The sequence below is a fragment of the Hyella patelloides LEGE 07179 genome (assembly GCF_900659865.1).
Classification (GTDB): domain Bacteria; phylum Cyanobacteriota; class Cyanobacteriia; order Cyanobacteriales; family Xenococcaceae; genus Hyella; species Hyella patelloides.
Genome location: NZ_LR214169.1, coordinates 1 through 4,066, shown reverse-complemented (window position 1 = coordinate 4,066; position 4,066 = coordinate 1). Strand labels below are relative to the sequence as shown.

The window sequence follows — 4,066 nt, the reverse complement described above, 5'->3', positions numbered from 1 at the left end:
CTGATGGTGTGTTAATTGCCCGTCACGAACCCACCCTAGCACAGGTGCAACTCGATGAAGAAGGTAATATTCTGTATGATGATGATGGTCAGCCAATTCTGAGTACTGGTACTGCCAATACCACCAATGTCTCCGAACTACCTCAATTTGCCGACCGTCTTACCGTTAAAAACTTAGACGGAACCCTTGTAGGTGGCTGGTTTGCTGAAGATTTTACTCTGGAAGAAATCAAGCAATTAAGAGCGGTACAATCGCGAGATTATCGTCCTCAAGACTTTAACGATGCATTTGAAATTCCTACCCTGGAAGAAATTATTGAGTTAGTTCAGGAGACAGAAGCCACCACAGGGGTACAAGTGGGAATTTATCCTGAAACCAAACATCCCACTTTCTCTGATGAACAGGGTTTATCTTTAGAAGAGCCTTTAATTGAAACTTTACAAGTAACAGGTTTTACCGACCCCAATCGCATTTTTATTCAATCTTTTGAGTTTCAAAACTTAATCGAACTTCAAGGAATGTTAGATGTGGTCGGTTTAGGGGATATTCCTTTGGTGCAACTTTATGGTGATACCACAGAAGATGCTAGTCCCGATCAAGGTTTTTCTGTTCCTTATGACATCCGCTACAACCTAGAGCAAGGTAACGATCTAGCTGCAATTTACGGTCAAGATTTTTTAGATGCGGTAGAAAATGGTTTGTCTGAAGACACCACTTATCGCGATTTAGATAGTGCAGAGTTTTTGCAAACTATCAGTGAAAAATATGCAGAAGGTGCTGGACCTTGGAAAAATAACATTTTACTTCGTGAATCTTTAGATGAACCCGTAGATGGTGATGGTGATGGAGTTGCTGAAATTACCACCCAGTTAACAGGAGAAGTAACACCTTTTATTGAAGATGCTCACGCTGCTGGTTTGCAGGTACATCCTTATACCCATCGCAACGAAGAACGTTTTTTAACCTTAAACGCAGATGGTACTCCCCAAACTCCAGAGTCAGAAATTGAACAACTGGTTACAATTGGTGTCGATGGCTTCTTTACTGATTTTCCCGCTACTGGTGTTGCGGTAGTTGATTCGATTACGGGTGAGTTTGTTCAGTCTCCCCAAAATCCCGATTTAGGAGATAGTCTTCCTAACTTATCTGGTTCTCGTGGTTATGAAGGAATGGCATTTAGTCCAGACCGCAGCACATTGTATCCTTTATTAGAAGGTACTGTGACTGGCGATCCTGAAAATTCTCTACGCATCTACGAGTTTGATGTTGCTAGCAGTTCTTTTGAGGGTTTAGTTGGTTATTATCCCACTACCAATGGGAATCCCATTGGGGATTTTACTCCCATCAACGATAGTGAATTTCTGGTTATTGAAAGAGATGGTAATCAAGGGGAAGAAGCAGAATTTAAAAAAATCTTCAAAATCAACATTGATAATATCGATGAAAATGGTTTTGTTGAGAAAACTGAAGTGGTTGACTTGCTCGACATTGCCGACCCTGAAGACTTAAATGGTGATGGTAATAATACTTATGATATGCCTTTCGTCACTATTGAAGATGTGGTGGTAGTTGATGAAGACACCATTTTAGTTGCTAACGATAATAACTATCCTTTCTCTATGGGAAGAGAAGGTGATATTGATAATAACGAGGTTGTCTTAATCGATTTGGATGAGCCTTTAAACCTCGATTCCAGACTTGGTGGTACTGCGGTAACAGACGAAACAATAGTTGACGATCCAGAGATTATAGATCTAACTAGCTTTGAAGCTGAGATATCTGCTAGTTCCAATGCTGGTTTTACTAATGTGGGTGGTTTCTTCCAAGCAATTGATGCTGAAGGAACTGTTATCGATCCTATCAGTGGGGAAGAAATTGCAGTGGGGGATGAAGGTTATGAAACTGCTGCTTTAGCCAATAGTGTTACTGAACTGGGTGATGGTGAAGCAACTACTGTGGAACTTGAAGGCGGTTTTGTTTATGTTCCTTATCTTTTAGCTGATGGTTCTGAATTTTTTACGGCTAATGCCGAAGCCAATGCTGATGGTTTAGACCACGTTCAATCAGTTGCTGATAATACCTTTGGTTTTGAAGATTTACTCGGCGGTGGCGATCGCGATTTTGATGACTATGTAATTAGTTTTGAAGTTGTTTAGAGTTAATTATTTTTCTCAAAAATCAACATATTTTCAAGCCAATTAGTTATTTTTCTAACAAAGTTTAGGCGGGATTTGTTCCCGTCTTTTTTTGTTTGATTTGGCGATCGCCTTTATGGTGTTAATATTATTTGAAGCTTAATTATTAATAATCGTTTGCAAACGAAGCCGAGCTATTTTACTAATTTCGGTTAAAGCCTGTTGTTTTTCTTGCTCTTGGTTGTTTTTTAAACGAATTGTAAAAGCTTCTAAAATACTTTCTTTGGTATGATTTTTAACCGCAATGATAAAAGGAAAACCAAATTTTTCTTTATAAGCCTGATTAAGAGATTGAAAACGCTGATATTCTGACTCGGATAGGCGATCTAAACCTACTCCTGCTTGTTCTTGTACTGAAGCTTCTGCCATCTTGGCTTTACTACCAAGATCGGGATGTGCCTTAATCAAAGCCAACTGTTCCGTTTCGCTCATACTTTTCACTATTGCAACCATAGCTTTATACAAAGCTTCGATATCTGCAAAAGGCTGATTGTGCCAAGTTTGTTGGGCAATTTCTGGGGTATCTTCCCAAATTGCTCCTAAAGCAATTGTAAACTCTTGTTGAGACATTTGATTCAATTGTGCGATCGCATATTGGCTCATATTGGTTAATTGATGTGAATTAGTTGGCAGCCGCAGGTCGATCGCAATCAAAGAAAATTTCTCCCTTGAAAGCGATCGCCTTTTAATCAGCTTATAGCTCTTAGCTTATAAAGAGGAAAAGAACATAGTGTGGGAGTGCATAAATTAATTAATTATTGGGGAAACCCTGGTCAACAGTTCTTTATTAATTTTCTTACGCTTGTTGAGCGAAAAGCTTAGAGCTAATAGCACTACGGATTTATATTAGGACACTTATTACTTATTACTTATTACTTCCGAGCAATCAAATAAACTTGTCCTAATACAACAATGGCAACGGCTATGATAGCCCATCAATTAAAGCTATCGATGCGATCGATCGCGAAGCGAGTTTTAAACAAAAGAAGTGTCAGTAAGCTCTGTTGAATCAACATCTCGTAGCACTGCCATGGTGCTATCTTCAAAATCAATCAAAGTATCTTGACGATCTTGAGTAATACTCAATTGCTCAAAACTAATCGCTTCTGGCAACATGATAAAATCGCTCTCGACATGGAAATCTAAAATGACATCGGTTCCTTTATCCGCAAGCACAAAGACATCTCGACCTCCATCAGAGAATAAATCACCCCCTGCTAGAGTATCGTCACCGTAACCACCGCGAATGATGTCATTACCTGTATTACCAATGATGTAGTCGTTTCCTCCTTCCCCTCTGAGGGTATCATTGCCACCTTTGCCATCAATGGTGTCATCACCATGACCGCCATAAATCATATCATTGCCACCATCTTCTCCCGTAGGCAAAGCTTGATTGGAATCCCCTCGCAACACATCAGCACCAGCATTCCCAAAGATGAGATCGTCGCCCAAACCGCCAGCTATGGTATCGTCACCATCAAGACCATAAAAAACTTCTTCGGCTTCAGTACCTGTGAGTAATTCTGCTTGGTCGCTACCAGTGATCACTTCGGCATCTTCGGCAAAATCAAGCACATCAATAAAAACCGCCGTGGGTACACCAAAATTACCATCAGCATCTTGACTTTCAATAAAGACAGTATGACGACCTGGTTCTAAATCCCCAGTATCGATAATACCAGTAAATTCTTCCACAGAACTATCGAGTTCTCCATCCACTGAATCTAAAGAGTAAAAGTCAGTACCTTCGATCCAAGAAGGGTCGCCAAGACTATAGCGAACTTGAGCAATATCTTGTACGGGTTCATCTCCTGAGTCTTGAGCGTCAGTACCACCATCATCGTAACGAGTATCATCGGCAGTGGCAT

3 protein-coding genes are annotated in these 4,066 nt (G+C 40.2%); 1 reads left to right on the top strand and 2 read right to left on the bottom strand.

The features are described from left to right. Window positions 1–2,156, top strand: a 2,156-nt coding sequence (locus H1P_RS31485) for an esterase-like activity of phytase family protein (RefSeq protein WP_144875158.1), incomplete at its 5' end; no start/stop codon positions are given. A 138-nt stretch (window positions 2,157–2,294) separates the two neighbouring features. Here H1P_RS31485 and uraD read toward each other — a convergent pair. Both uraD and H1P_RS31475 read right to left on the bottom strand, forming a co-directional pair. Further along, a complete protein-coding gene (uraD, locus tag H1P_RS31480) occupies window positions 2,295–2,798 on the bottom strand; it encodes a 2-oxo-4-hydroxy-4-carboxy-5-ureidoimidazoline decarboxylase (RefSeq protein ID WP_246142034.1) in 504 nt (167 codons plus the stop codon). Between the two features lie 372 nt (window positions 2,799–3,170). Further along, window positions 3,171–4,066, bottom strand: an 896-nt coding sequence (locus tag H1P_RS31475) for a calcium-binding protein (protein ID WP_144875156.1), incomplete at its 5' end; no start/stop codon positions are given.

Bases quoted from the DNA above. Each gene is read 5' to 3' on its own strand.
- uraD (WP_246142034.1), bottom strand. From the start codon at position 2,798: ATGAGCCAATATGCGATCGCACAATTGAATCAAATGTCTCAACAAGAG.